This window comes from Blattabacterium cuenoti, assembly GCF_014251655.1.
Lineage (GTDB): Bacteria > Bacteroidota > Bacteroidia > Flavobacteriales > Blattabacteriaceae > Blattabacterium > Blattabacterium cuenoti_I.
In genome coordinates, this window is the sequence record NZ_CP059225.1 from 594,812 (window position 1) to 621,203 (window position 26,392).

Consider the following 26,392-nt stretch of genomic DNA (forward strand, 5'->3'; position numbering starts at 1 on the left):
AATTGGCTTAAAGAATATATTTATATGGAAATAAATGTGGAAGAAGTAACCGATATATTGAGTGATATTGGATTACCGGTGAAAAGTATAAAAAAAATATTTCATAAAACAAAAAAAGAAGATTATGTTCTAGATGTGGAAATGACACCTAACCGTAAAGATGCTATGAGTCATTATGGAATTGCACGTGATTTATACGTAGTTTTAAAATTTCGTGGTAAAAAAGTTTATTTACAAAAACCTCCAATAATAGAAAATAATTCAAAAAATTATTATCATAATAACGAATATCAGATTAATATATTAGAAAATAAAAAATGTATAAGATATTCTGGAATATCTATTTGTAAAATAAAAATAGAAGCTTCTCCTAATTGGTTAGTTGATAGATTAAAATCTATAGGAATAAAATCAACAAATAATATCATAGATATTATTAAGTTTGTTACCCATGAACTGGGTCAACCTATTCATGTTTTTGATATGGATCAAATAGAAGAAAATAAGATTATAATAAAAAATGCAGAAAAAAATATAGAAATCCAATCTTCAGATCATATTATAAGAAAATTTGATAAAGAAGATTTAATGATCTATGATCTTGAAAAGCCATTATCTATAGCTGGAATTATTAATAATATTATTTCTAGCATTCATATCAATACAAAAAACATTTTTTTAGGAAGTGCATGTTTTGATCCTTTTATTATCCGTATTATTGGAAACAAATACTTGATTCAAACAGAAGAAAAATATCTTATGGAAAGAGGAATGGATCCTACTCAAACCGTATACGCTTTACAAAGAGCCGCTTTTCTTATCAATAAAATCACTAATAAAAGAAGAAAAATATATTCTTCTAATATTATTGATGTTTATCCGAATCCTATCTACCCTCCTATAATTAAACTTCGTTACAAAAAAATTATAAATATTATTGGAAAAAAAATTTCTCAAAAAAAAATTAAAAATATTTTATCACTACTGGAAATTTCTATTCATTCGGAAAACAGAAAATATTTATGTGTGATTGTTCCTCTTTATCGAATAGATGTTAAAAGAGAAATCGATTTAATTGAAGAAATATTACGTATTTATAATATTAATAAAATTGATAAAATATCTGAACAAGTAAAAATATCTCCACTCCCTTATTTTTTTTATAAAACAGAACATAAAATCAAAAAAATACTTTTTGAACAGCTAATCAATTATGGATTTCAAGAAATTATTTCTTATACAATTAGAAATAAAGACCAATTTTCATTTTTACTAAATTCTTTCTATCAAAGAGAAGAAATCAAGATTTTAAATCCGATTAATCAAAATTATAAATTCATGCGTTCTAGTTTATTATTTGGTATTTTAGATTGTATAAAATATAATTATAACAGAAAGAATACTAATGTAAAACTTTTTGAAATAGGAAAAATATATTATAAGGAAAATAATAAATTTTTGGAAAAAACATATCTTGGTATTGCTATAGGAATGACAAAAGAAAAAAAAATTGTAGAATCTACAAATTCTTATTTTTTTTACTTAAAAGGAATTATTGAACAAATTTTTCAAAAAAGTGGAATTTATAATTATACACAACAAGTATGTTATCTACATCCTTTATTAGAAAATAGTATTTCTATATTGTACAATAATAAAATATTAGTTGAATTAGGAAAATTAAAAAATAATTTTTTAAAAAAGAAAGAAATATTTTATGCAGAAATAGATTGGAAATATTTGATTTCTATTATTAAAAATAAAAAAATAATTTATGTTCCATTTTCAAAATATCCTACTTCTAGAAGAGACTTATCCTTACTAGTTGATAAAAGTATTTCTTTTGAAAGAATAAATCAATTATTGATAAAAGAAAAAAAAAATCATATGATTAAAAAAATTAAAATATATGATTATTATAAAGGAAAAAATATACCCATATCAAAAATATCTTATACTGTTAGTTTTTTTTTTGAAAGTAAAAAGGAAACATTAAGTGATAAAATAATTAATCATTCAATGAAAAAAATTGAATCTTTTCTAACAAAAAAATTGAAAGCTAAAGTGAGAGACTCTCTTATTCAATAAGATAATTTTTTTAAAATTTTTTCAAATCCAGTTTCTTTTTCTATCATTTTAGATATTTCGTTTATATGAATTCTTTTTTGTTGCATAGTATCTCTGTCTCTCATAGTTACGGTATATGTTTTTGTAGTTTCGTAGTCTACAGTAAAACATAAAGGAGTTCCTATAGAATCTTGTCTTCGATATAATCGACCGATAGATTCTTTATGATCATAGATTAACTTGTGATAAATTTTTATGTCATTAAATATATTTTTTGCTACTTCTGGCAATCCATCTTTTCTAACTAATGGAAAAATTGCTGCTTTTATAGGGGATAAATAATAAGGAAGTTTTAATAATACACGTATTTTTCCATTTTCTAATTTTTCTTCTTTTAAAGAAGAAGAAAATATAGCTAAAAAAAGACGGTCTAAACCTAAAGAAGTTTCTATGACATAAGGAGTATAATTTTTTTCTGATTCAAAAACTCTTAGTTTTTTTTTGGAAAACAATTCATGATTTTTTAAATCAAAATCTCTACGAGAATGGATCCCTTCTATTTCTTGAAATCCAAAAGGAAAATGATATTCTATATCTGTACCAGCACTAGCATAGTGTGCTAAATGAGTATGATTACATAATCTATAATCTTTTTTATTTTCAACATTTAATATTAAATGCCATTTAAATCGTAATTTTTTCCAATATTCATACCATTTCATTTCTTCTTCTGGTGCAATAAAAAATTGCATTTCCATTTGTTCAAACTCTCGAAGTCTAAATATAAATTTTCTTGCAATAATTTCATTTCTAAATGATTTTCCTATTTGAGCTATTCCAAATGGAATTTTCATTCTATTAGATTTTCTTATATTTTTAAAATTAGAAAATATACCTTGAGATGTTTCTGGTCTAAGAAATAAATCTTTTGTATGTTTTATTTTAAACATCATATTAAAAAAACGTATTTTTGTCCAATTTTTTGTTTTATAAATAGGATCAAAAATATTCAGCTCATCGATTAAAGTTCTAATATCTAATAAATCCTTTTTTTTTAAAGATTTATATAATCTAGATAAGATTTCTTCTTTTTTTTTTGTATTTTTTGATAAATTTTTTTCTATATGTTTTTTAATTAAAACATCAGGACGATATCTTTTTTTAGAATCTTTATTGTCTATTAATAATTCATTAAATTCATCAATATGGCCAGAAGCTTTCCAAACATCAGAATGCATAAGGATTGAAGAATCTATTCCTAGAATATTATCATGAAGTTGAGTCATAGACTTCCACCAAAAATTTTTTATATTATTTTTTAGTTCTACTCCATATGGTCCATAATCATAAACAGCTTTCAATCCTCCATAAATTTCACTAGAAGGAAAAATAAATCCACAAATTTTAGCGTGAGAAACTAAAAAATCAAAAAAATTACTAGTTTTTTTCATAAATTTTTCACTTAAATAAAGATAAGTATCTTTCTAAATCTAATGCAGCCATGCATCCAGTACCAGCAGAAGTAATCGCTTGTCTGTAATGAGAATCTTGTACATCTCCAGCAGCAAATACTCCAGGTTTGTTAGTTATAGTACTTCCTCTTTTTACAACAATATATCCTTTTTCATTCAAATGAAGTTGATTACTAAAAATTTCTGTATTGGGAACATGCCCTATTGCAATAAACAACCCACTAACCGAAAAAATATTACTTGTTTTATACTTATGATTAAATACTTTAATACCTTTCAAAAAATTATCTCCAATAATTTCTGTTACATTGGAACAAAATAAAATATTTACATTACTTTTTTGGAATATATGATGTTGTAATATTTTGGATCCTTTTAAATGATCTTTTCTAATTATTAAATATATTTTTTTACAAATTTTAGACAAATAATTAGCTTCTTCTAAAGCTGTATCTCCACCACCTATGATTGCAACTTCTTTATCTTTATGAAAAAAACCATCACAAGTAGCACAAAAAGAAACTCCTAATCCAAGAAATTTTTTTTCTTTATTTATTCCTAAAAACTTAGGACTAGAACCTGTAGCTATAATAAGACCTTTACTATCTATATATTCTTCTTTTTTTTCTAAAAAAATACGATGAACACCTCCTTGTTTATTGGATAAAAAAACATTACTAACGATTTTATTTATAATTATAGTATTAAAACGTTCAGCTTGTTTCTTACAATTTTCCATAAGACAATTTCCACTAATCCCTAAAGGAAATCCAAGATAATTATCTACATTTGTTGTAGTGGTTAGTTGCCCCCCTGGTTGATTTCCTAAAATTAGGATAGGATTTAAATCTGCTCTAGCCGCATATACTGCAGCAGAATATCCAGCAGGACCAGATCCAATAATCACACAATTTTGTATTTTTTTTTTTAAAATATAAAGCATTTTTATATTATTTTTTATTATTAATGAAACTTCTTAAGTTATTTATCAGACAATATTTACATATAAACAAAATAAAAAATAAAACTTATATATTTTGTGAAATTAGAAAAAAATTTTATTTATTTAATAAAGAAGAAGTTATACGACAATATATAATATTTTTATTGAAGAAAAAAAAACACTATAAGAATTCTAATATATGGGTAGAATACTCTTTTCAAATCAATAAATTAAATAAAAGATTAGATATTTTAGTTCAATTGAATCATCAACCACATATATTGATTGAATGTAAATCTCCAACAATTCCTATCACACAAAAAATATTTAATCAGATTGTTATATACAACTATGTTATTAAATCTCCTTTTTTAATGATAAGCAATGGAATAAAAAATATAATTTTTAAAATTGATAAACATCAAAAAAAATTCTCATTTTTAAAAAAAATTCCGGATCCTTATTAAGAAGATACAGAATCCATATATTCAATAAGATCTACTAATTTAGTAGAATACCCTACTTCGTTATCATACCATGATATTATTTTTAAAAAGTTTGGATTTAACATGATACTAGAATTCGCATCAAAAATTGAAATTCTTTCATCTCCTATGAAATCTGATGAAACAACAGATTCTTCTGTGTATCCTAAAATTCCTCTATATGTAGTTTCAGAGGCTTTTTTCATACATAATTTAATTTGATTATAATTTGTTTTCTTTTTTAAAGAAAGAGTAAAATCTAAAACAGATACATCTGCAATAGGAACTCGAAAAGCTATACCGGTTAATTTTCCATTCAAACTGGGTATGATTTTCCCAACAGCATTAGCTGCTCCTGTAGATGCAGGAATAATATTAGTTAATGAAGATCTTCCAGATTTCCAATCTCTAGAAGAAACAGCATCAACCACTTTTTGAGTTGCAGTAGAAGCATGGATAGTAGTCATTAGACCTTCTAATATTCCGAAATGGTCATTTAATATTTTAACAATGGGAGATAAACAATTTGTAGTACAAGAAGCATTTGATACTATATCTTGATTTTTTTTCAATTGATGATGATTAACCCCCATAACAAACATAGGGATATCATCTTCTTTAGGAGGAGCCGATAAAATCACTTTTTTAGCTCCTGATTCTAAATGTGCATTAACTAAATTTTTTGTTAAGAAAAGACCAGTCGATTCTACTACATATTCTATATTTAATTTTCCCCAATTAAGTTTTTTAGGATCTTTTTCATTAGTTACTTGAATATGTTTGTCATTTAATACTAAACAATTATCCCCTTCGATACGAATATTTCCTTTAAAAGGTCCATGAACTGAATCATATTTTAATATGTAAGCTAAATATTCTATAGATACTAAATCATTTATAGATAAAACTTCTATATTATCACGATTTAAAGCAGCTAACAAAACTAGTTTTCCTATTCTACCAATACCATTAATTCCTATTTTAATAGACATATAAATAATTTTTTTTTATCTTGTTCTAAAAATTAATTTTTAACTTTTAAAAAAGTCATAAAAGCAGATGACGGAATTTCAACCTTTCCAAGATGACGCATTTTTTTCTTTCCCTTTTTTTGTTTTTCTAAAAGTTTTTTTTTCCTAGATATATCTCCTCCATAACATTTATCAGTTACATTTTTTCTTAAAGCTTTAATAGTTTCTCTAGCTATGATTTTTCCAGATATAGAAACTTGAATAGGAATACTAAATTGATGTTTTGGAATTAATAAAGCTAATTCTTTACATATTTTTTTTGCCAAAAAGAAAGATTTATTCTCATGAACTAAAATAGATAAAGATTCTATTTTTTCATGATTAATCAATACTGAAATTTTTTTCAATTTTGAATCTCTATACCCGATAAAATTATAATCAAAAGATGCATACCCTTTAGAAACGGTTTTCAATTTATCATAAAAATCAAATACTATTTCCGATAGTGGCATTTCAAATATAATTTTTATTTTTTCAGATGTCAAATAATTTTTATCACCGATCATGATTCCGCGTTTTTCTATACATAAAGAGATTATACTTCCCATATAAATTTCTTTAGTAAAAATGGAAACTAAAACATAAGGCTCTTCTACTTTTCTAAATTTTTCTATTTCTGGAAAATCAGATGGATTATTAACCAAAAGAATTAGATTATCTTTTTTCATATGTACTCTGTAAGAAACATTTGGAATAGTAATAATTATTGATACTCCATATTCTCTTTCCAAACGATCTCTGACTATTTCCATATGAAGTAATCCTAAAAAACCACAACGAAATCCAAAACCCAATGCAGGAGAAGATTCACTAATAAAAGAAAAAGAAGCATCATTCAAATGTAATTTTTCTATAGCAGCACTTAATTCTTCATATTTATCCGAATGAACTGGATAAATACTTGCAAAAACCATAGGTTTTACCTCTTCAAATTTTTCTACATTTTTTTTATCTACTGGATTATTAGCATCTGTCATTGTATCTCCAACCTTTACTTCACAAGTATTTTTTATTCCAGAAATCATATATCCAACATCTCCAGTTTCTATTTTATTTTTAGAAATACGTTTTAATTTCAACGTTCCTATTTCATTAGCAAATGAAACTTTTCCTGTAGACATAAATTTTATTTTTTGTCCTTTTCTAATACAACCATTTTTTACTCTAAAAAAAACTTCAATTCCTGTAAATGGATTATATAAAGAATCAAAAATAATAGCTTGTAAAGGAGATTTTTCATCTCCTTTTGGAGCGGGAATACGTGTAATAATTTCTTTTAAAACATTAGAAATTCCTAATCCGTTTTTAGCACTAACAGGAATAATATCTTCCTTTTTACAATTTACCAATTCCATGATTTCTACAATCACTTCTTCAGGAATGGAATCCAATAAATCAACCTTATTTAAAACTGGTATGATTACAAGATTTTTTTTTAAGGCTAAAGAAAGATTAGATATAGTTTGAGATTGCACACTTTTAGTACAGTCTATAATAAGTAACGCTCCTTCACAAGCAGCAATAGAACGCGATACTTCATAAGAAAAATCTACATGTCCAGGTGTATCTATTAAATTAAGAATATATACTTTATCTTGATATTTATATTCCATTTGAACTGCATGACTTTTTATAGTTATTCCACGTTCTCTTTCCAACTCCATATCATCTAATAATTGATTTTTTTCTCCTTCAGAAACTGTTTTTGTCAATTCTAATAAACGATCCGCTAATGTACTTTTTCCGTGATCAATATGTGCAATAATACAAAAATTACGAATATAATGAATCATAAAAATTAACTTGATTTATATCTAATAAAAAATAACCTTGAAGGGGTTCGAACCCATACCATAGGAATCGGAATCCTATATTCTATCCTATTTAAACTACAAGGTTTTCTAACAATAACAATTCTATAAAATTTATTTACTATTAAACAAATTCATCGTGCTTTTCAATCCATTTTCTACAAAAGAAAACACTATTTTAAGACCAACATCTAATTGATTAAGTAAATAATCCATTTCTTGATCTGTCCAATTACTTAATACATAATCTATTTTATTTTCAAAATTATTTTTAATACCAAAACGAAGCCGTGCATAATGATAAGTTTCTATTTCTTTTTCTATACTTTTTAACCCATTATGTCCTCCACTTCCACCCTTCCCCTTTAATCGAAATTTTCCAAAATCAAGATAAATATCATCAGATATCACAAGAATATTATTCAAAAAAACTTTTTCTTTTATCATCCAATATTTTACAGCTTTTCCACTATGATTAACATAAGTAGAAGGTTTTAAAAAAAAAAGTAATTTTTTATCATAATTTAGTTTTGAAATATAACCTAATTTTTTTTTTGAAAAAGAAAAAAAATACTTTTTTGCAATTTTATCCAAAATAAAAAAACCAAGATTATGTCTTGTTTTTTCGTATAAATTTCCTGGATTACCTAACCCTACTATCAAGAATTTTTCCATTTTTTTTTGAATAAAAATTTATTATTCATTTAATGAATAATTTCGGACACTGTCTTTCCTATATCTTCTAGAGATTTGACGATATGTATTCCATTATTTCTCAGAATATTCATTTTTGATTGTGCAGTTTCTATTTTTTTTTCTATAATAGCTCCTGCATGTCCCATCGTTCTTCCTTTAGGAGCCGTTTGTCCTGCTATGAAACCTATTACTGGTTTTTTATTTTTCAATATTTTTTTCATCCATTCGGAAGCTTCAATCTCTAATCTACCTCCTATCTCCCCGATCATCACAATACATTCCGTTTCTATATCTTCTAAAAACAATTCCATAACTTCCCTTATATTCATTCCAATAATCGTATCTCCTCCAATTCCCATAGCTGTAGAAATTCCATGACCATTTTTTACAATTTGATCTGCAGCTTCATAAGTAAGGGTTCCGGATCTAGAAATTATTCCTACTCTTCCTTTTTTTTTAAAAACTGAATTAGGCATAATTCCTACTTTTGATTCTTTTGGAGATATAATTCCAGGACAATTAGGTCCAATTAATCTAGTAGATTTTTTGTTTGTTAATAAAAAATTTTTTACTTTTATCATATCTGAAACAGGAATTCCTTCCGTAATACATACTATAATTTTCATATTCATTGAAATAGATTCTAGAATAGCATCTGAAGCAAAATAAGAAGGAACAAAAATAACACTAACATATCCTCCTGTTTTTTTAACCGCTTCCTCAACAGTATTAAAAATAGGGACTCCTAAATAAATCTTTCCCCCTTTTCCTGGAGTGACTCCTCCTACTATAGAGGTTCCATAATTTATCATCTGTTCAGTATGAAATAATCCTTCTTTTCCTGTTAATCCTTGCACAATAACCTTAGTATTTTTATCTATTAAAATGCTCATAAATAATTTTATTTTTTATTGATTATCTAATTCTATATCTTTCTCTATTCTCTATTATTCTATTACTATATAGATAGTAGATAGAATATTTCTATTATTAGATATTAGATGTATTTATTTTTTTACACGAATCTTACTAGTATTTTTTTTCATTTAGGAATAAAACAATAATCAATTCGATTTATTTTTCAATTATTTGTTGTACTTTCACAAATTTTACTATATTATTCGGATAATGTTGAAAAAATAAAAAACAAGAAGAATTCTTTATAAATCAAAATTATTATTTTTGTAATAAATTGATTCATGATTTCTTTACTTTTTCCTATGTTTTTTTTTAATAAAAACAACAATTCTTTTATTGAAATTTTTTCTAATATTTAATAGATTATGACTATTATTTATTTTTAACTATTTTTGCCATAACTTCTGCTTCTACCACAAGTTTATGATTCACGAATCCTTTTCCTTTCATATGAACAATTCCCCTTTTCATAGATTCTAATAAATTCACTTGAAAAATAATAATATCTCCAGGAATTATTTTATGTTTAAATTTAACGTTATCTATTTTTAAAAAATAAGTGGAATATAGTTTTGGATTATTTAATTTATTTAATACAAGAATTCCTCCAACTTGAGCAATAGCTTCTATTTGCAAAACTCCAGGCATAATAGGTTCATTGGGAAAATGACCTATAAAAAAATATTCATTCATAGTAACGTTCTTTACTCCTATGATCCTATTCTCTGTAATATCTATAATTTTATCCACAAAAAGAAATGGAGGTTTATGAGGTAAAATTTTCATAATATTTTTTATATCCAGAATAGGATTTTTTTCTAAGTCAAATTCAAAAACATTTTTTTTTTCTTCTTTTTTTTTATCAACTTTTTTGAATAATTCTTTTAAAAATTGCATATATTATAATTGATTCTTAATAAAAAAAACTAATATTTCTTATTTTTATTTGTATATTACAACAAAAATAAATACTTGTGTTTTTTATAAGTATATTAATAATTTTGTAGATAAAAATCTTTACTTAATACAAAATTAATTTTTGTTGGATATACTGAAATAAAATATATAAAACCATGAATATTTCAAGACGTATTATTTTTTTTTTCATAGGTTTTATGATGGGAATTTTGATCTTATTATTTTTTTCTTATTTTTTTCAAAATCATTGAAAAAAAACAAAATAATAATAAGAAATAAATAAGAAAAAATAAATTGTGTGTGTATGAAAAGAACGTACCAACCTTCTAACAGAAAAAAAGTGAATGTTCATGGATTTATGAAACGAATGAGCACCAAGAAAGGTCGTATGATTTTATCTAGAAGAAGAAAAAAGGGAAGAAAAAAATTGACGGTTTCCAATTTTAAAAAATAAAATCAAAAAATTCGAAAATGTTCCATATCCCCAATTTCTGGAAGATTTTTTCCATAAAATTTTTGACCAGGTATCATAATATCTTCATATGCAAATAAATTAGATAAATCTCCTATATCTACAATTTTTGGAATAAAAGAAAGAGTATTTTTTTTCAAGTCAAATTTTTCAAAATTAATTAAACCTATATCTATCAAATACTTTTTTTTCCCTTTTAGGATTTGAACTTTTCTATATATTTTATCTAATAAAATATCTTTATTTTTTGGAATAGTAAAATAATATCTATAATCTTTTTCAAGATATTTATATCGATAAGAAATAAAATAAATTCCTGCAAGAATAGATAAAGTGTTGTATTTTCGAATTTTTTCTTTTTGAAAATCTTTTGGATAATTTCCAGCTTCAAGTAAAATACAAGGATATCCTATTTTTTGTAAGTTATCCCCCGTTGCTGTAGGATAATATGCATCAGAAAATCTACCTACTGATCCTACATTAGGTAATATTTTTTTAAGTTCTTTAGTCATGAAATAGATGATTCCCATTGATTGTTTTCTACTTATAGAATCCTCATTTTTTTCTATAGAAGGAGATAAAAAAGATATAATTGCAGGATTAAAAAATTTATTTCCAATATTATAAATACTTCTTTGATCATGCAAATTAAATAAGACGTAGGGCTTACTATTATGTATTTCTCTGAATAAAACTTGTATTTCCGGAGATTGTAAACGAATAGCGTCTCTATTTAGATCAATATTTATAGCGTTTCTTCTTTGAAATTTTTCAGATCCATCAGGATTCAACATAGGAATGAATAAAATTGTTAAGTTTTCAAATAAAAATTTGATCAAATCATGATATCTATTTTTAAAAAAGAAATGAAGAAGATCAAATATAGATTTTGTTCCTGTAGTTTCATTTCCATGCATTTGAGACCAAATTAATACTTTTATTTTTCCTACCCCCCATTTTATTTTAAATATAATTCTTTTTTCTACAGATAATCCTATAGGAGTTATAGAACATATACTTCTATATTTTTTCATCATTTCCAATAATTTAGAATACCTAAAAATCTTAGAAGCAATAATCCTATTATCTTTCAATATATCATAATTACGAAATATAGATTTTATATCAAAAACTAACATAAATTATAATTTTTAAATTCTATTTATTTAAAATTGTTTTATCTTTCGAAATCTTTCAAAAGAATAATAATGGTTAAAATAAAAATAAACTATTTACAAATTTTTTTAGTTTTAAAAATTATATCATAAAAATATAAAACATTGACAATGAACGTGATAATTTATTTAGTTATACGAATTTTTAATATATGAAGAATTATTTTAAGATCAATTACATCGAAGCTTTTTTATTAATAGTAGCATTTACTGCTTTAAATTTTTTCAATGCCATTTTTAGAAAATTATTGATTTCTATCAATTTTCCTGAAAGTATGATTTTTTCAATATCATATACTATCCCTTTTATTCTTTTGTTCGTTTTTATTTCTCATCAAGCTCAAAAAAAAAATCTAACTATAGATTTATCTATGAGATTATCTCCATGGTATATTTATCTTATTCTTTTTTGTATGATGTTTTGCGTGATTATTCTAAATGAACATCTTTCTTCATTAGTTCCAATAGAAGGGCCTATATTAGGAGATATGTATAAGAAAATTGAAGAATTTTTGAAAGAGGAAGTTCAAAATCCAATTCCTTTTTTTTCTACTACAGTATTATTAGCACCTATATGTGAAGAAGTTTTTTTTAGAGGTATTATTTTAAATGGAATGTTAAAAAATAAAATACATCCAATGAAAGCTATTTTATTTTCTTCATTCTTATTTGGATTAACTCATATGAATCCATGGCAATTTGTAGGTGGTATTGTCATTGGAAGTTTCATAGGTTTTATTTATTTTGTTACTTCTTCCATTATAAACTGTATATTATTACATATTTTTAACAATGCTTTTGCAATATTTATAATGTTTTTTTTCATAAAAAATGAAAAAGTTCTTTCAAAAGAAAGAAACTCCAATTTTTGGATAGTATTAATGATAATTTTTACTATTATAATTACCGGATGTTTTTTTCTATATAAAAAAAGTAGAAAAGTATGAAAAATATTTAAAACAATAACATATCAGGTAGATAAAAAAAAAGAAGAAATAAAATTTTTTAATTCGTATTCGGATAATACATTTCATTTTTCATACTTGTTTTTTTAAAATATTTCCATATTCATTCATTGAATATGGAAATACTATTAAAAAAAATAGTTTCATAATATCCAATTAAAAAAAACAAGTAATCCATATTTTTCAGAATATTTTATTTAGATTAGAAGTAAAATATTTAAATGGATAAATAACCTATATCGAAAATAAAATAAGTCATAAAAACAAAAACTTTTATTAATTTGTAAATCATATAAATTTTTAATAATGAAAAAACCTTCATTAACTATTTTGGGATGTCACTCTTCTATACCTACAAATAAATTTCATCCCACTGCTCAGATATTAGAGATGAAAGGTTTTTACTTTCTTATTGATTGTGGAGAAGGAACTCAAGTTCAATTAAGAAAAGCAAAAGTAAAGTTTAATAAAATCATGCATATATTTATCTCTCATTTACATGGAGATCACTTTTTTGGTTTAATTGGATTATTATCTACATTTCATTTATTGGGAAGAGAGAAATCAATCAATATTTACGCTCCAAAAGGATTAAAAGAGATTATAAATGTTCATTTCAAATGGTCTTATACAAAACTTAAATATGATATAGATCATATAGAATTATCATCTAAAAAATTAGAAAAAATCATGGAAAACGATAAAATAGAAGTTTTTTCTATTCCGTTAAAACACAGAATTTATACTAATGGATTCCTTTTTAAAGAAAAACCTAGCAATAGAAAATTAAACATAGAGGAAATTCGAAAAATTCCTGATATACGAATTACAAATTACAAAGATATAAAATTAGGAAAAGATTTTAAAACAAATAATGGTAGAATCATTCCAAACAAAAAATTAACATTTGATCCTCCAAAAATATTATCTTATGCTTTTTGTTCAGATACTTCTTTTTATTTACCTATAATTGAACATATAAAATATGTAGATTTATTATATCACGAATCTACTTTTTTAAAAACAGAAGAAAATAGAGCTATTAATACAGGACATTCTACAGCAAACCAAGCCGCTTATATAGCAAAAAAAGCTAAAGTAAAAAAACTATTATTAGGACACTATTCTAATCGATTCCCTAATATAAAAACATTTGAAAAAGAAGCAAAAAAAATATTTTTTAATGTAGAAGCTTCCGTCCCTTTAAAGACATATTATTTATAATAATAAAAAATTATGTGATCAATTCAATTCTTCTAGAAGAAAAAAAAGATATAATTATTCCTACAATGAAAATAATACTAACCACTATCCAAGAATCTACCATTGTAATTTTAACAGGAAAAGGAATTTTTGATCCTATTTTAAAAAAATGATACATCTCTTGCATATAAGAAATTATGTATGCAATTAATAAACCACTAGAACATCCGATAATCGTAATTATACAACCTATATAAAAAAAAATAGTCTTAATTCTATATAAAGAGAACCCCATATTCCAAAATATCATCAATTCATTTAATTTATCTAATTGTAAAATATAAATAGCGCTAAATAAATTAAAACTAGTGATAAATATCATTAACCCAAATAAAAAATAAAGAAAGATTTTTTCTGTTTTAAAAATTTTATAAAAAGCTTTTTCTTTTTCTGTTCTTGTGATTATTTTAAACTTGGATCCAAATTTATCTAATAAATTTTTTTTTATTTTTTTAACGTCTGCTTTATCATGAATTTTTATTTCTAATGTATGAACTCCTTTTTCTTTTATTATGTCTTGCAAATTATATAGATTACAAAATAAATATTGGATATCCATGTTTGAAGAAAAAGTAAAAATTCCTTTTACCAAAATTTTCTTTTTTATAAAAAATGGAACAAAAGAATTTTTCTTTCTTTTATAAGAAAAAAAAAATATTCTATTAGGAATATTCATATAATATATAATTGGTAAATAATTCATTATAGAATTACTTCCTACATATATATTCAAATAATCAGGATATGAAGTATTTACTAAATCTATTTTTTTAAAGTTTTTCATAACTTTTTCGTATTCTTTATCCACTCCTTTTAAAGGAATAAAAAAATTATGATTTTTATAATATAAAAAAATTTTCTTTTCCATAGTTTCAGAAATAGCTGCAATCCCTTTTACAGATTTTATTTCTTTTTTTAGAATATTATCATTATCCATAAATAAATTTTGTTCATTGAACAATGACATGATTATATCAGGATAATGAATTTTATAAAATTTTTTATTAAAATTTTCTAATCCTGAAAAAACAAATAAAATTGTAGACATAGAAAATGTAGAAATAGATAAAGATAAAATAGATAGAAAAACGATAATATTAACAATGTTAATTCTTTTTTTAGAAAAAAAGTAACGTATTGCTATGTTAAATTCTATTTCCAATAATGATTTATTTGAATACGATAAAATCTAATTTGGGTATTTTTTTCACACGATATCTTAATTTTTTAGAAAGCAATTTTCTATAGAATCTAGATTGAGAACGAATATATTCTAAAACATCTTGATCTAAAAAAGGATACATACTAATATATACTTTTATTAAATTCATATCAGAAGTAATATATACTCTAATTAAAGTAAGTAAAAATTTTTCTTTACTTTTACTACGATTTCGAATTTCTTTATTTAGTTTATTTAATATTTCTGCTATTTCTATGGAAAATATTGAAGATAATTTTTCATTTTTAATAATACTAATTTCTTTCATAAAAATTTCACTAATTGAATCAATAAAAAATATTATAAAAAATATAGAATAGAAAAATAAATAATTTTGTAAAATTTCATATTTTTGTATATAACTAAGGTCCCATAGCTCAGTCGGTTAGAGCACCTGACTCATAATCAGGGAGTCGCTGGTTCAAATCCTGCTGGGACCATTCTTTTGTAACCGGGGCGGGATTCGAACCCACAACTTACAGTTTAGGAAACTGTTGTTCTATCCTGATTGAACTACCCAGTCTTACTTTTTCTCAATAATTGATACAACTGATCTATTGTTTTTTGTCTTTTTAAAACAAACAAAACCGTTTTTTATAGCATACAAAGTATGATCTTTTCCTATTCCTACATTTTCACCTGGATGGTGTTTAGTTCCTCTCTGACGAACTATTATGTTTCCTGCATTTACATATTGATTTCCATATATTTTTACTCCTAATCTTCTTCCTATAGAATCTCTCCCATTTCTAGAACTTCCTGAACCTTTTTTATGAGCCATTTTTAATTACTATTTATCTTATTATTTAATATGAAAGAAATTATTTTAATTTTTGAAAAAAAAGGTCTAAATCCATTTTTTATTTTATATCCTTTTCTTCTTTTTTTTTTGAAGATAATAATTTTTTTTCCTTTTACATGTTGTAAAATTTCTATTTCAATTTTTATATTTTCTAAAAAAGGAGTGCCTATTTCTACGGAAATCCCTTTTTTAGAAAAAAATAAAACTTGATTCAAAAATCTTCTTTCTCCTTCTTTTATAGAAGAAAGAAAAGGAACATAAACATACTTATTCTCAACAAGTTTAAATTGTTTTCCTTGTATATTAACAATAGCGTAAGTCATATTGAGTGAGTTATTTAAATAACAATTTTTTAGCTTTTAAAAGTCCTTTAAACAAATAATCTATTTCTTGAAAAGTATTATATATAGAGAAACTAACACGAATCATTCCTGAAACTTTAAAAAAGTTCATTAAAGGTTGTGCACATAAATGACCTGTTCGAACAGCAATTCCTAATTGATCTAAAACACTACCTACATCAAAAAAATGTAATTCCTTTAAATTAAAGGAAATAATACTAGATTTTTTGTAAAAATTTTTTATATCTCCATATAATTGAATCCCATCTATATCGCTCAAACGTTGAAACGCATATTTTAAAAGTTTATCTTTATAAGATTGAATATTTATGATTCCTATTTTTTCGATAAAATCGATAGCAGCACCCCATACAATAATTCCTTCTATATTTGGAGTTCCAGCTTCAAATTTAAATGGTAAATCTAAATAAGTTGTTTTTTCAAAACTTACATTTCGAATCATTTCCCCTCCAAATTGATAAGGAGAAATAGAATCTAGTATTTCTTTTTTTCCGTATAATACCCCAATTCCAGTAGGTCCATACATTTTATGAGCGGAAAAAGCATAAAAGTCAACATCTAAATCTTGCATATTTAAACATAAATTGGATGGTACTTGAGCTCCATCAATTAATACCATAGCTCCATATTCATGAGATTTTTGAATAATATATTTAATAGGATTTATAATTCCAAGAACATTAGATATATGACTAACAGACACTAATTTTGTTTTTTTCGAAATCAAAAAATCAAAATCTTTTAATTTTAAAAAACCGTTTTCATCAATAGGAATTATTTTTAATATAGCTCCTTTATTCCTACAAAGAACTTGCCATGGAACAATATTAGAATGATGTTCAATACAAGAAATAATAATCTCATCTCCTTCTTTGATTAAATCATTTATGCTAGAAGCTACTAAATTAATAGATTCTGTACACCCTTTTGTGAAAATAATTTCCGAAGAATGTTTCGCATGAATAAATTTTTTAATTTTCTCTCGAACATTTTCTACATAAATAGTAGCTTTTTGGCTTAAATAATGCAATCCACGATGAACATTAGCATTTATCGTAGAATAGTATTTTTTAGAGGCTTGAATAACCTGTAAAGGTTTTTGAGTAGTAGCAGCATTATCTATATAAACCAAAGGTTTATTAGTATTTACCTTTTCTTTTAAAATGGGAAACAAACTTCTTATTTCCTGTATTTCTTCTTCTGAAAACATTATAATAAATATTTATCTAATTTTAGATTTATTTCTTTATAGATAAATTTTCTTAATTCAAAAATATGAATAGGTTTCAATATTTCTTCTAAAAACGAAAGTAACAATAAAATTGTTCCATACTTTTTGGATATCCCTCTTGATTGAAGATAAAATAATTCATATTCTTGAATATTCCCTATTGTACATCCATGTGAACATTTTACATTTTTAGAATAAATTTCCAATTGAGGTTTAGCATATATAAAAGCTTCTTTAGAAAGAAGAATATTATTGTTTCTTTGATAAGCGTTAATATTATTTATCCATTTATCAATAGTAATTTTTCCATTAAAAATACTTTTAGATTTATCTAACAAAATATTTTTGTATAATTGAAAACTAAAAGCATTTGAATATGAATGATTCATAAAAGTATGATGATCTACAAATTGTTTTTCTGATAAAAGCGAAATTCCATATAAATAAGAATAAGTTTTTTCTCCATAAGAATATAATTTCAAATTATTTCTAATGAAATTTCCTTGAAAAGAAAAAGTATAAACAGAACTTTTGCTATTTTTTTTTTGTTTAAAAAATGTATTATCTATGATTGATATTTTGTTAAAATTATTTTGTATTTTATAATAATCAATTTTACTATGATTAGAAACATAAATTTCACTGACAGAATTTATAAAAGATAAATGGTTTTTTAGGGATTTATGATGTTCTATAATTTGAACAGAAGAATGTTCTCCTACTATAATTAAATTTCTCGGATTTAACATGACTGGATATTGATCCCCTGTAGAAATATGTAATATTTCTATAGGCTTATCTAAAATAAAATGGTTAGGGATATAAATATAGGCCCCATCTTTTGATAAAAAAGTATTCAAAGTATAAAAAGCATCATATTCATATGAAAGTTTTCCATAATAACTTTTGATTATATTCTCTTTTTGTGAAATTATATTAGATAAAACAACGTTTTTATTTTCTATCTTTGTTTGAGAAAAAGACGAATAATAGACCCCATCTATAAAAATAAGAAGAAAAGATTCTTTTTTTTTCTTAAAAAAAGTTAATTCTTCTATTTTATTATATTCTATATTTTCTTTTTTTTCATATTCAAAAAAAATAATATGATAATCCTGATTAATAATTGAATTAATATCCGTATTTTTCCATTCTTCATGTGTAACAGAAGAAGGAAATCCTTTTTTTTTAAAAAAATCAATGTGTTTTCTCTGTAAATAAGAAACATAAGTATTATTTTCTATTCTAGAATAATATTTATCATTTGATATCAATAAAATTATTTTTTCCTTTAATTGCATAATAAATATTATAATATACAATAATCTATTGATTATTTATTTTTTTTTATTAATCCAATCGTATCCTTCTTTTTCTAATCTTTCAGCTAATTTATAATCCCCTGATAAAACAATTTTTCCATCATACAAAATATGTATGATATAATCTGAAAGAATATGATCTAATAGTCTTTTATAATGAGTAATAATTAAAATAGAATTAGTTTTATTTCTAAAGGTATTAATACCTTTAGAAACTATACGTAAAGCGTCTATATCTAATCCTGAATCTACTTCATCCAAAATAGACAGTAATGGATCTAATGTTATCATTTGAAATATTTCATTACGTTTTTTTTCTCCTCCTGAAAATCCTTCATTTAAAGAACGATAAATGAAATTATTTTCAATATCTAATCGATAAGCACTATCTTTTATTTTTTCTAATATTCTTTTAGAAGACATTTTATCCAAATTTTTCGCTTTACGAGTAGAATTGATAGCTGTTTTAATAAAATTAATGATAGAAATTCCAGGTATTTCTACTGGATGTTGAAAAGAAAGAAAAATTCCTAAATGAGCACGTTCTTCTGTAGAAAAATTATTTAAATTTTTATTCAAAAAATAAATATTTCCTTTAGTTATATCATATTCTTTTTTTCCTGCTATGATAGAAGCAAGAGTACTTTTTCCAGATCCATTAGGACCCATTATCACATGAGTTTCTCCTGTTTTTATTTTTAAATTGATTCCTTTAAGGATTTCTTTTTTTTCTATAGAAGCATGTAAATTATCTATATTTAACATAATTTTTTCAATTAATTTACAATTCAATTCCCATTTTATCCTATTGATCCTTCTAAAGAAATTTCCAAAAGTTTTTTAGCTTCTACTGCAAATTCCATAGGTAATTTTTTTAATATTTCATTACTAAAACCATGAACTATTAAAGAAATAGCTTTTTCTGTATCTATTCCTCTTTGATTACAATAAAAAATCTGATTTTCTCCAATTTTTGACGTAGTAGCCTCATGTTCCACTTGAGAAGTAGGATTAGATACAGAAATATGGGGAAAAGTATGTGCTCCACATTCATTTCCTATTAACAAAGAATCGCACTGAGAAAAATTTCTAGAATACTCTGCTTCAGGGACTATTTTTACTAATCCTCTATAACTATTTTGAGATTTTCCTGAAGATATTCCTTTTGATATAACAATACTTTTTGAATGTTTTCCTATATGAATCATTTTAGTTCCTGTATCAGCTTGTTGAAAATTTTTAGTTAAAGCTAAAGAATAAAAATTTCCTATAGAAAAATCTCCTTTTAAAATACAAGATGGATATTTCCAAGTAATAGAAGACCCCGTTTCTACTTGAATCCAGGATATTTTAGCTTTTTTTTCACATAATCCACGTTTAGTTACAAAATTAAAAACACCTCCTTCTCCTTTTTTATCTCCAGGATACCAATTTTGAACAGTAGAATATTTTATTTCAGAATTTTCCAAAGCTATTAACTCAACTACAGCTGCATGTAATTGATTTTCTTTTCTTTGTGGAGCTGTACATCCCTCCAAATAACTAACATAAGAGTCTTTATCTGCAATAATTAACGTTCTTTCAAATTGTCCAGTTCCATTTTCATTAATTCGAAAATATGTAGACAATTCCATAGGACAACGAACCCCTTTTGGGATATAACAGAATGATCCATCGGAAAATACAGCTGAATTAAGAGCTGCATAAAAATTATCTTTTTTAGAAATAACCGTTCCTAAGTATTTTTTAACAATATCTGGATATTTTATCAAAGCTTCATTGATGGAACAAAATATAATCCCTTTATTTTTTAATTTTTTCTTAAATGTAGTGGCCAATGAAACGGAATCTAATACTATATCTGTAGCTACACCTGAAAGAATTTTTTTTTCTTCTATAGGAATTCCCAATTTATTGAATGTCTCTATTAATTCAGGATCCACTTCTTCTAACTTGTTTAAATTTATTTTTTTTTTAGGTGCAGAATAATAACTAATTTCTTGAAATTTAGGTACGGTATATCTTATATTTGCCCATTTTGGAGGGGTCATACTTTTCCATATTTGATAAGATTCTATCCTCCAATCTAACATCCATGTTGGCTCCTTTTTTTTATTTGTAATTTTTCTAATTACATCCTCATTTAATCCTACTGAAATTTTATCTGATTTTATCGGAGTATAAAATCCATATTGATATTCTGATTTTGTAAAATTATCCAGTATTTTATTATTTTTTTTCATTTTGATGAAAAACTTTTTCCACATCCACAAGTATGTTTTGCATTAGGATTTTTAAAATAAAATCCTTTTCCATTTAATCCATCTGAATATTCTAAAATCGTTCCTTTCAAATAAGGAATACTATTTTGATCTACTAATATTTTCATTCCTTCATATTGAAAATATAGATCTTCCCTTTGTTTTTCTTGATCAAAAGTAAGTTCATATGACATTCCTGAACAGCCTCCACTTTTAACTCCAAACCTTATAAAGGAAACTTCCTTAGTAAAACCCTCTTTCTTCATAAGAGAGATTAATTTATTTCTAGCTTTATCAGATATACGAACCATAATCTTTACGATTTAAAATTATAATCAATTTCCATTTTTTCCATTAAAAAACCAAGTTATTTTTGTAATTCCTTCTTTTATTCCCCATTTTTTAGACATTCCAGCATTAATTGCTAATACATATTTAATGATATTTTTTTCATCAGTTTTAGGAATATCTATTTCTATCATCGGATTCATATGGGTCTTTATAGAAAGAACAGTATTAAACTGATTTATATAAATAATATCCAAAGGAATTCGCATGTTTTTCATGTTTATTATTTTATAATCTTCTCGATCTTGAAATAAGAATAGCATTCCTCTATTTTCTTTTAAAAAAGATCTATATGTTAATCCATTTTTTTTTTCTGTATCTCTATAAGATAATTCTACATCTATTTTTTTGATAACGAGGTTTTTATTTTTTAAATATAATTCTCCATCTTTAATAAATTCTATTTCTAATAAATCTCCTACATTTTCTAATTCTAAAACAAGATCCTCATTCCTTTTATCAGAAAAAAAAATCAAACAAAAAAAAATTATCATTAGTGAAAAAAAAATATTTATTTTCTTCATAACCAAAAAAAATATTTTTTAATTCTATCTAAATTAAAAAGAAATAAACCAAAAATAATGAAAGGAATACTTAAACATTGTCCAGTGTTCAAAGATAAAAATTGAATAAATTCTTCTCCTTGAGGTTCTTTCAAAAATTCTAATAAAAAACGAACAGACCAAAGTAAAGTAAAAAATATTCCAGATAAGAATCCATCATGGATTTTTTTTTCTTTTTTATTATAAAAAAACCAAAGCAATAAAAAAATAAGTAAATAACTGATAGATTCATATATTTGTGTTGGATGCCTAGGAATTACTTCTCCGTATTCTGTATCCATCTGGATAAATTTTACAGCAAAAGGTAACTTGGGATTACATGGTTTTCCTACTATTTCAGAATTAAAAAAATTACCTATTCTAATAAATATAGCAGATAAAGAAACTCCAATACATAATCGATCACATAACCATATAAAAGACTTTTTTAGTATTTTTCTGTTATAAAAAAAATTAGATAGAATAATTCCTATGGTTGCACCATGACTTGATAATCCTCTATAACCAATAAATTCATAACCTTTTATAATTCCTAATAAATAATGATGATCGTTTTCTTTTACTGGAAAAAATACTTCTATCCAATGATCAGAAAAATATGAAAAATCATAAAAAAAAACTTGTCCTAATCTAGCTCCTATAAAAGTTCCAAAAAAAGTATATATGAATAAAGATTCTAAATATATTGGAGAAATATTTTCTTTTCTAAAAAGAAACTTCATAAATCTCCATCCTAATAAAAAAGAAATAATAAACATAAGACTATAAATGTGAATAAAAAAACCTTTCCATAAAGGAAATTTATAAATAGGATCCCAATTAATATAATACATAATCATTTTATTTTTTATATAGGATCATATCCTGATGGCCCCCAAGGATGACAACTTATAATTCTTTTAATCCCTATAAAGAATCCTTTAAAAAAAGGCCATTTTTTTAAAGAACCAATCATATACTCCGAACAAGTAGGAGTAAATCGACAATTATTTCCTATCCATGGAGATATTCCTTTTTGATACAATCTCACACTTTCTATAAAAAAATATTTAGAATTTTCATGTAATATAATTTTTATATTAAAAAAATTTTTTGCATAATTTTTCATTCTTATTTTTTTTATGTTTAACATAAGTTATTCAAGAAATATATTCTTTTAAAAAAAGATCTATTTTTTCATAGAAATCAATAGGATTCTCTACATGAATCCAATGTTTTGCTTTTTCTATAGTTAAAATTTTTGCTTTGGGAAATAATTTAAGTATAGAATCATAGTCCTTAGGAAGAATATAATCTGAATATTCTCCTCGTAAAAAAAGCGTAGGACCATTATATAAACCGTTATTAATTTTATTATAGATTAAAGAATCATAATTTTTTTCAATTCCAAATAAGAAAAAACTAAAATCCAGTTTTCCATTTTTTTTTCTATAAGTACATTTAGAAAAAAATAATCTAATCTCTGTATCAGGAATGTACGGTTTTAGGAAACAATCAAGATTTTTTCTTGTTTTGATGATATTGAAATCTACTTTTTTTAAAACACTAATTAATTTTTTTTGATCTGTATTCGTATAGATATTGGGACTTATATCTACAACGATAATTTTTCCTGGAATTTTTGGATATTTGATAGAAAAACTCATAACAGCTTTTCCTCCCATAGAATGTCCCAATAAAATAGGGTGATCTAATTTATGATAATGTATATAGTTTAATATATCTTTTGATATAAGATCGTAATTCATTTTCTCTGAAAAAAAACTTTTTCCGTGATTTCTAATATCTAATAAATGAATTTGATAATCTTTACCAAATTTTTCAGCAAAAGAAATCCAATTATCTCCACTTCCAAATAAACCATGTAAAACTATCATGGAAGGACCATTTCCTAAAACTTTAGAATGTAATATTATCATGTTTGAATTCTTTTTAAATAACTTTGAATAGTATTCTCCAATCCCATATAAAGGGCTTCACTAATTAAAGAATGACCTATCGATACTTCTTCTATAAAAGGTATTTTTTTAATTAAAAAAGAAATATTATCCAAATCTAGATCATGTCCAGCATTTACTTTTATATGATAATTTATAGCCTTCAAAGCCGTTTTTATATAAGGATCAATACAATTCCATTTTTTTTTAAAATATCCTATAGAAAAATATCCAGTATATAACTCTATTCTATCTGCTCCTATTTTTTTTACAAATGGAATAAATTCAGGATTTGGATTTAAAAAAATAGAAGTTCTAATCCCAGATTCTTTTAATTTTTTTATTTTTTTTTTCAAAAAATCCTGGTAAATGATAGGATTCCACCCAGAATTTGATGTTATCACATTGTCTAAATCAGGCACTAAAGTTACTTGATCGGGTTTAACATTTAATACCAATTCCATAAATTTATCTGTAGGTCGACCCTCAATGTTTAACTCTGTCACTATTACAGATCTTATATCATATACATCTTTATATGTGATATGTCTTTCATCAGGACGTGGATGTAATGTTATTCCATGACATCCAAATGATTGAACATCTTTTGCTACCTGTAAAAGATTAGGAATATTTCCACCCCTTGCATTCCTTAATGTGGCGATTTTATTTAAATTTACACTTAGTTTCACCATATTAAAAAAATTCTTTTTTAGTAACTTGTGTGATTTCTAAATGAAATTCTTTAGCTGCTGTTAATAAATGATCAAAAACACCTGCTTGTATTTGTTCATATTTGATTGATTCAGATGTTTTTACAAAACAATATAATTCTACAGGCAATCCGTAAGGAGTAGGTTCTAAATGTCTAACCATCAAAGTTTCAGATTGCGATATTTTTGGATGTTGGTATAGATATTCTAATGCATACTGACGAAAAAGACCAATATTGGTTAATCTTCTTCCGTTAAGATTATTAATACTTATATCCAAATTTTTTTTTTTGTTGAACAGATCTATTTCTCTTTGTTTTCTATGAATATAATCTTTTATTAAACAAACATCTTGGAATTTTTTCAATTTATCTGAATTGCAAAAATGAAAAGATTGTATGTTAAATAAAATAGATCTTTTTATTCTACGTATGTTTTTTTTTCGCATAACTTCAAAATTGGTTACAGCAGTAGAAATTAAATCATAAGTAGGAACACTAGTTATAGTTTTATCAAAATTTTCTATTTTTGCGGATGTTAAATTAATTTCTATAACCATTCCTTCTATACTGTATTTTTGTATTCCAATCCAATCCCCAACCTTAATCATTTTAGTAGAAGCCATTTGTACTCCGGAAACGAATCCAAGAATAGTATTTTTAAATACTAATATAACAATAGCAGTTATCGCTCCTAAACTAGTAAGAACAGTGATCAAGTTATTTTTAGTAAGAATAGCAATGATAATTAAAATGCAAAATATTATAGATATAATTTTTAGTAGTTGTGAAAAAGATCGAACAGCTATTGTTTGATGATTATTTTCACTTGTAGCTATTCTCATAATAGAATTAACTACTCGAATTAAAAATTGTAAAACAATTAAAACAAATAAGATATCAAATATTTTTTCTATATAAATAACAATTGTATGATAATCTTTAAAAAAAGGTTCTATTAAAACAAATCCAATGGATAGTGGAAAAAAATGGGATAAACTATCAAAAACTTTATTTTCATATAAAATATTATCCCAAACAAAATGAGTAGAATTTACAATTCTTCTCCCTATAAAACGTACTCCTTTTTTGAAAAGAAATTCTAAAATTATTAGTAATAATATAAAAAATAATATTTTAATAATTATAATAAGAGTTATACTTCCCCATTTTTTTAAATCTATATTTTGAAAAAATTCAGAAATTTTTTGAATATGAAAAATGATTGTTAATCTTTTAGTAAGATGATAATAGTACAACATATTTTGATTGGTATGAAAATCCTCTATTTATAATCAAAAATTTTATTTTTCTTCCTATGTTTTGCTAGATTGAATAATATAATAGATATTGAATAATTTATAATATGAAATATAAAAAATTTTGATTCAATTTTTAAATTTTAAATTTTATTAT

Annotated in this window: 28 protein-coding genes and 3 tRNA genes; 6 read left to right on the forward strand and 25 right to left on the reverse strand. The window is 24.0% G+C overall.

The genetic code is table 11. From position 1 onward, the window contains the following. Positions 1 to 24 precede the first annotated feature (24 nt). The gene (gene pheT, locus H0H63_RS02880) at positions 25 to 2,088 is read left to right on the forward strand and encodes a phenylalanine--tRNA ligase subunit beta (protein ID WP_238784401.1); all 2,064 of its coding nucleotides are present in this window, start codon (positions 25 to 27) and stop codon (positions 2,086 to 2,088) included. On the opposite strand, the gene H0H63_RS02885 is transcribed toward pheT, so the two are convergent. Then, positions 2,082 to 3,518 (reverse strand): glycine--tRNA ligase, encoded by a 1,437-nt coding sequence (locus H0H63_RS02885; protein ID WP_185858501.1) that lies wholly within the window; start codon positions 3,516 to 3,518, stop codon positions 2,082 to 2,084. The genes pheT and H0H63_RS02885 overlap by 7 nt on opposite strands. Before the next feature lie 7 nt (positions 3,519 to 3,525). Then, positions 3,526 to 4,482, reverse strand: coding sequence for a thioredoxin-disulfide reductase (gene trxB, locus H0H63_RS02890; RefSeq protein ID WP_185858502.1), 957 nt, complete (start codon positions 4,480 to 4,482; stop codon positions 3,526 to 3,528). Between the two features lie 23 nt (positions 4,483 to 4,505). Here trxB and H0H63_RS02895 point away from each other — a divergent pair, with 23 nt between their 5' ends. Then, on the forward strand, positions 4,506 to 4,949 hold the full coding sequence (locus H0H63_RS02895; RefSeq protein WP_185858503.1) for a type I restriction enzyme HsdR N-terminal domain-containing protein: 444 nt from the start codon (positions 4,506 to 4,508) through the stop codon (positions 4,947 to 4,949). On the opposite strand, the gene gap is transcribed toward H0H63_RS02895, so the two are convergent. The 6 genes from gap to fabZ form a co-directional block, all read right to left on the reverse strand. Beyond that, positions 4,946 to 5,959 carry a type I glyceraldehyde-3-phosphate dehydrogenase gene (gene gap, locus H0H63_RS02900; protein WP_185858504.1) on the reverse strand — a complete coding sequence of 338 codons (1,014 nt, stop codon included), beginning with the start codon at positions 5,957 to 5,959 and terminating at the stop codon, positions 4,946 to 4,948. The two genes, H0H63_RS02895 and gap, sit on opposite strands and share 4 nt — an antisense overlap. Positions 5,960 to 5,991: 32 nt before the next feature. Further along, a complete protein-coding gene (gene lepA / locus H0H63_RS02905; RefSeq protein ID WP_185858817.1) occupies positions 5,992 to 7,788 on the reverse strand; it encodes a translation elongation factor 4 in 1,797 nt (598 codons plus the stop codon). Between the two features lie 35 nt (positions 7,789 to 7,823). After that, positions 7,824 to 7,897 (reverse strand) — tRNA-Arg (locus tag H0H63_RS02910). 26 nt (positions 7,898 to 7,923) lie between these two features. Then, on the reverse strand, positions 7,924 to 8,484 hold the full coding sequence (gene pth, locus H0H63_RS02915; RefSeq protein WP_185858505.1) for an aminoacyl-tRNA hydrolase: 561 nt from the start codon (positions 8,482 to 8,484) through the stop codon (positions 7,924 to 7,926). Positions 8,485 to 8,513: 29 nt separating this feature from the next. Then, positions 8,514 to 9,398: a succinate--CoA ligase subunit alpha gene (gene sucD, locus H0H63_RS02920; RefSeq protein ID WP_185858506.1), complete on the reverse strand. Its 885-nt coding sequence runs from the start codon at positions 9,396 to 9,398 to the stop codon at positions 8,514 to 8,516. Between the two features lie 397 nt (positions 9,399 to 9,795). Continuing rightward, on the reverse strand, positions 9,796 to 10,320 hold the full coding sequence (fabZ, locus tag H0H63_RS02925; RefSeq protein ID WP_238784402.1) for a 3-hydroxyacyl-ACP dehydratase FabZ: 525 nt from the start codon (positions 10,318 to 10,320) through the stop codon (positions 9,796 to 9,798). Positions 10,321 to 10,645: 325 nt separating this feature from the next. On the opposite strand from fabZ, the gene rpmH reads away from it, so the two are divergent. Continuing rightward, on the forward strand, positions 10,646 to 10,795 hold the full coding sequence (gene rpmH, locus H0H63_RS02930) for a 50S ribosomal protein L34 (protein WP_185858507.1): 150 nt from the start codon (positions 10,646 to 10,648) through the stop codon (positions 10,793 to 10,795). A 2-nt stretch (positions 10,796 to 10,797) separates the two neighbouring features. On the opposite strand, the gene H0H63_RS02935 is transcribed toward rpmH, so the two are convergent. Then, positions 10,798 to 11,952, reverse strand: coding sequence for a M14 family zinc carboxypeptidase (locus tag H0H63_RS02935; RefSeq protein WP_185858508.1), 1,155 nt, complete (start codon positions 11,950 to 11,952; stop codon positions 10,798 to 10,800). 188 nt (positions 11,953 to 12,140) lie between these two features. On the opposite strand from H0H63_RS02935, the gene H0H63_RS02940 reads away from it, so the two are divergent. Next, positions 12,141 to 12,935 carry a CPBP family glutamic-type intramembrane protease gene (locus tag H0H63_RS02940; protein WP_185858509.1) on the forward strand — a complete coding sequence of 265 codons (795 nt, stop codon included), beginning with the start codon at positions 12,141 to 12,143 and terminating at the stop codon, positions 12,933 to 12,935. A gap of 324 nt (positions 12,936 to 13,259) precedes the next feature. Next, a complete protein-coding gene (locus tag H0H63_RS02945) occupies positions 13,260 to 14,177 on the forward strand; it encodes a ribonuclease Z (protein WP_185858510.1) in 918 nt (305 codons plus the stop codon). Between the two features lie 10 nt (positions 14,178 to 14,187). On the opposite strand, the gene H0H63_RS02950 is transcribed toward H0H63_RS02945, so the two are convergent. Together H0H63_RS02950 and H0H63_RS02955 are read right to left on the reverse strand one after the other, a co-directional pair. Then, positions 14,188 to 15,378: an ABC transporter permease gene (locus H0H63_RS02950; RefSeq protein ID WP_185858511.1), complete on the reverse strand. Its 1,191-nt coding sequence runs from the start codon at positions 15,376 to 15,378 to the stop codon at positions 14,188 to 14,190. Between the two features lie 7 nt (positions 15,379 to 15,385). After that, positions 15,386 to 15,706, reverse strand: a complete 321-nt coding sequence (locus H0H63_RS02955; protein WP_185858512.1) for a ribosome-binding factor A — start codon at positions 15,704 to 15,706, stop codon at positions 15,386 to 15,388. A gap of 98 nt (positions 15,707 to 15,804) precedes the next feature. Here H0H63_RS02955 and H0H63_RS02960 point away from each other — a divergent pair. After that, positions 15,805 to 15,878: transfer RNA gene (locus H0H63_RS02960), tRNA-Met, on the forward strand. An 8-nt stretch (positions 15,879 to 15,886) separates the two neighbouring features. On the opposite strand, the gene H0H63_RS02965 is transcribed toward H0H63_RS02960, so the two are convergent. From H0H63_RS02965 to H0H63_RS03030, 14 genes are all read right to left on the reverse strand, one after another. After that, a tRNA-Arg gene (locus H0H63_RS02965) sits at positions 15,887 to 15,961 on the reverse strand. Next, a complete protein-coding gene (rpmA, locus tag H0H63_RS02970) occupies positions 15,962 to 16,219 on the reverse strand; it encodes a 50S ribosomal protein L27 (protein WP_185858513.1) in 258 nt (85 codons plus the stop codon). A 2-nt stretch (positions 16,220 to 16,221) separates the two neighbouring features. Beyond that, complete coding sequence (rplU, locus tag H0H63_RS02975; RefSeq protein WP_185858514.1) at positions 16,222 to 16,563, reverse strand: 50S ribosomal protein L21; 342 nt, start codon at positions 16,561 to 16,563, stop codon at positions 16,222 to 16,224. A gap of 10 nt (positions 16,564 to 16,573) precedes the next feature. Then, on the reverse strand, positions 16,574 to 17,812 hold the full coding sequence (locus tag H0H63_RS02980) for an aminotransferase class V-fold PLP-dependent enzyme (protein ID WP_185858515.1): 1,239 nt from the start codon (positions 17,810 to 17,812) through the stop codon (positions 16,574 to 16,576). Further along, a complete protein-coding gene (gene sufD / locus H0H63_RS02985; protein ID WP_185858516.1) occupies positions 17,812 to 19,134 on the reverse strand; it encodes a Fe-S cluster assembly protein SufD in 1,323 nt (440 codons plus the stop codon). The genes H0H63_RS02980 and sufD overlap by 1 nt, the downstream gene beginning before the upstream one ends. A 36-nt stretch (positions 19,135 to 19,170) precedes the next feature. Then, complete coding sequence (sufC, locus tag H0H63_RS02990; protein ID WP_185858517.1) at positions 19,171 to 19,920, reverse strand: Fe-S cluster assembly ATPase SufC; 750 nt, start codon at positions 19,918 to 19,920, stop codon at positions 19,171 to 19,173. 35 nt (positions 19,921 to 19,955) lie between these two features. Further along, positions 19,956 to 21,398: a Fe-S cluster assembly protein SufB gene (gene sufB / locus H0H63_RS02995; protein WP_185858518.1), complete on the reverse strand. Its 1,443-nt coding sequence runs from the start codon at positions 21,396 to 21,398 to the stop codon at positions 19,956 to 19,958. Then, complete coding sequence (locus tag H0H63_RS03000; RefSeq protein WP_185858519.1) at positions 21,395 to 21,727, reverse strand: HesB/IscA family protein; 333 nt, start codon at positions 21,725 to 21,727, stop codon at positions 21,395 to 21,397. Before H0H63_RS03000 ends, sufB begins: the two co-directional genes overlap by 4 nt. A 24-nt stretch (positions 21,728 to 21,751) precedes the next feature. Next, entirely contained in the window at positions 21,752 to 22,288 is a 537-nt protein-coding gene (locus H0H63_RS03005) for a DUF192 domain-containing protein (protein ID WP_185858520.1), read from the reverse strand. After that, complete coding sequence (gene lgt / locus H0H63_RS03010; RefSeq protein WP_185858521.1) at positions 22,285 to 23,166, reverse strand: prolipoprotein diacylglyceryl transferase; 882 nt, start codon at positions 23,164 to 23,166, stop codon at positions 22,285 to 22,287. Before lgt ends, H0H63_RS03005 begins: the two co-directional genes overlap by 4 nt. 8 nt (positions 23,167 to 23,174) lie before the next feature. Continuing rightward, on the reverse strand, positions 23,175 to 23,435 hold the full coding sequence (gene yidD / locus H0H63_RS03015) for a membrane protein insertion efficiency factor YidD (protein ID WP_185858818.1): 261 nt from the start codon (positions 23,433 to 23,435) through the stop codon (positions 23,175 to 23,177). A gap of 31 nt (positions 23,436 to 23,466) precedes the next feature. Beyond that, a complete protein-coding gene (locus H0H63_RS03020) occupies positions 23,467 to 24,246 on the reverse strand; it encodes an alpha/beta fold hydrolase (protein WP_238784403.1) in 780 nt (259 codons plus the stop codon). Then, positions 24,243 to 24,959 carry a pyridoxine 5'-phosphate synthase gene (locus tag H0H63_RS03025; protein ID WP_185858522.1) on the reverse strand — a complete coding sequence of 239 codons (717 nt, stop codon included), beginning with the start codon at positions 24,957 to 24,959 and terminating at the stop codon, positions 24,243 to 24,245. The genes H0H63_RS03020 and H0H63_RS03025 overlap by 4 nt, the downstream gene beginning before the upstream one ends. Before the next feature lies 1 nt (position 24,960). Further along, positions 24,961 to 26,238 (reverse strand): mechanosensitive ion channel family protein, encoded by a 1,278-nt coding sequence (locus tag H0H63_RS03030; RefSeq protein ID WP_185858523.1) that lies wholly within the window; start codon positions 26,236 to 26,238, stop codon positions 24,961 to 24,963. Positions 26,239 to 26,392: the final 154 nt, after the last annotated feature.

Excerpts from the sequence above, each read along its gene's own strand:
- H0H63_RS02980 (WP_185858515.1), bottom strand. The coding sequence starts at position 17,812 with ATGTTTTCAGAAGAAGAAATACAGGAAATAAGAAGTTTGTTTCCCATT.
- trxB (WP_185858502.1), bottom strand. The coding sequence starts at position 4,482 with ATGCTTTATATTTTAAAAAAAAAAATACAAAATTGTGTGATTATTGGA.
- H0H63_RS02955 (WP_185858512.1), bottom strand. The coding sequence starts at position 15,706 with ATGAAAGAAATTAGTATTATTAAAAATGAAAAATTATCTTCAATATTT.
- H0H63_RS03030 (WP_185858523.1), bottom strand. The coding sequence starts at position 26,238 with ATGTTGTACTATTATCATCTTACTAAAAGATTAACAATCATTTTTCAT.
- H0H63_RS03005 (WP_185858520.1), bottom strand. The coding sequence starts at position 22,288 with ATGAAGAAAATAAATATTTTTTTTTCACTAATGATAATTTTTTTTTGT.
- H0H63_RS02895 (WP_185858503.1), top strand. The coding sequence starts at position 4,506 with ATGAAACTTCTTAAGTTATTTATCAGACAATATTTACATATAAACAAA.
- H0H63_RS02885 (WP_185858501.1), bottom strand. The coding sequence starts at position 3,518 with ATGAAAAAAACTAGTAATTTTTTTGATTTTTTAGTTTCTCACGCTAAA.
- sufB (WP_185858518.1), bottom strand. The coding sequence starts at position 21,398 with ATGAAAAAAAATAATAAAATACTGGATAATTTTACAAAATCAGAATAT.
- rplU (WP_185858514.1), bottom strand. The coding sequence starts at position 16,563 with ATGACTTACGCTATTGTTAATATACAAGGAAAACAATTTAAACTTGTT.
- H0H63_RS02940 (WP_185858509.1), top strand. The coding sequence starts at position 12,141 with ATGAAGAATTATTTTAAGATCAATTACATCGAAGCTTTTTTATTAATA.
- rpmH (WP_185858507.1), top strand. The coding sequence starts at position 10,646 with ATGAAAAGAACGTACCAACCTTCTAACAGAAAAAAAGTGAATGTTCAT.
- pth (WP_185858505.1), bottom strand. The coding sequence starts at position 8,484 with ATGGAAAAATTCTTGATAGTAGGGTTAGGTAATCCAGGAAATTTATAC.
- lgt (WP_185858521.1), bottom strand. The coding sequence starts at position 23,166 with ATGATTATGTATTATATTAATTGGGATCCTATTTATAAATTTCCTTTA.
- gap (WP_185858504.1), bottom strand. The coding sequence starts at position 5,959 with ATGTCTATTAAAATAGGAATTAATGGTATTGGTAGAATAGGAAAACTA.
- pheT (WP_238784401.1), top strand. The coding sequence starts at position 25 with ATGGAAATAAATGTGGAAGAAGTAACCGATATATTGAGTGATATTGGA.
- H0H63_RS03020 (WP_238784403.1), bottom strand. The coding sequence starts at position 24,246 with ATGATAATATTACATTCTAAAGTTTTAGGAAATGGTCCTTCCATGATA.
- sufD (WP_185858516.1), bottom strand. The coding sequence starts at position 19,134 with ATGCAATTAAAGGAAAAAATAATTTTATTGATATCAAATGATAAATAT.
- yidD (WP_185858818.1), bottom strand. The coding sequence starts at position 23,435 with ATGAAAAATTATGCAAAAAATTTTTTTAATATAAAAATTATATTACAT.
- H0H63_RS02935 (WP_185858508.1), bottom strand. The coding sequence starts at position 11,952 with ATGTTAGTTTTTGATATAAAATCTATATTTCGTAATTATGATATATTG.
- H0H63_RS02945 (WP_185858510.1), top strand. The coding sequence starts at position 13,260 with ATGAAAAAACCTTCATTAACTATTTTGGGATGTCACTCTTCTATACCT.
- H0H63_RS03000 (WP_185858519.1), bottom strand. The coding sequence starts at position 21,727 with ATGGTTCGTATATCTGATAAAGCTAGAAATAAATTAATCTCTCTTATG.
- rpmA (WP_185858513.1), bottom strand. The coding sequence starts at position 16,219 with ATGGCTCATAAAAAAGGTTCAGGAAGTTCTAGAAATGGGAGAGATTCT.
- sufC (WP_185858517.1), bottom strand. The coding sequence starts at position 19,920 with ATGTTAAATATAGATAATTTACATGCTTCTATAGAAAAAAAAGAAATC.
- sucD (WP_185858506.1), bottom strand. The coding sequence starts at position 9,398 with ATGAGCATTTTAATAGATAAAAATACTAAGGTTATTGTGCAAGGATTA.
- fabZ (WP_238784402.1), bottom strand. The coding sequence starts at position 10,320 with ATGCAATTTTTAAAAGAATTATTCAAAAAAGTTGATAAAAAAAAAGAA.
- H0H63_RS03025 (WP_185858522.1), bottom strand. The coding sequence starts at position 24,959 with ATGGTGAAACTAAGTGTAAATTTAAATAAAATCGCCACATTAAGGAAT.